The following is a 622-nucleotide window of genomic DNA, read 5'->3' on the forward strand; positions in this document are numbered from 1 at the left end:
CACACGGCGATGCTAACGTCCGTCGTGAAGAGGGAAACAACCCTGACCTCCAGCTAAGGCCCCTAATTCATGGCTAAGTGGGAAAGCAGGTGAGACGACCAAAACAACCAGGAGGTTGGCTTAGAAGCAGCCATCCTTTAAAGATAGCGTAACAGCTCACTGGTCTAAATAAGTTGTCTTGCGGCGAAGATGTAACGGGGCTCAAGCCATGAGCCGAAGCTGAGGATGCACTAGTTGCATGGTAGCAGAGCGTAGTGTGACATAATTCCATGTCTCCTTAACCCTTCGGGGTATTGGAGACGCGGAGTTTTCTGTGAAGCCGGCGCGTGAGCGATCCGGTGGAGAGATCACTAGTGAGAATGATGACATGAGTAGCGACAAAGAGTGTGAGAGACACTCTCGCCGAAAGTCCAAGGGTTCCTGCTTAAAGCTAATCTGAGCAGGGTAAGCCGACCCCTAAGGCGAGGCCGAAAGGCGTAGTCGATGGGAACCAGGTTAATATTCCTGGGCCAGATGGAAGTGACGGATTTCGAGGGTAGTTCATCCTTATTGGATTGAATGGGCTGCTTAGAAGTCCCTGGAAATAGCTCCATCGCTAGATCGTACCCTAAACCGACACAGG

General features: G+C 51.4%; 1 rRNA gene. It reads left to right on the top strand.

From position 1 onward, the window contains the following. A 23S ribosomal RNA gene (locus A3728_RS19000) occupies positions 1 to 622 on the top strand; the annotation flags it as partial.

Source organism: Sulfitobacter sp. HI0040, from assembly GCF_001634885.1.
Taxonomy (GTDB): Bacteria; Pseudomonadota; Alphaproteobacteria; order Rhodobacterales; family Rhodobacteraceae; genus Sulfitobacter.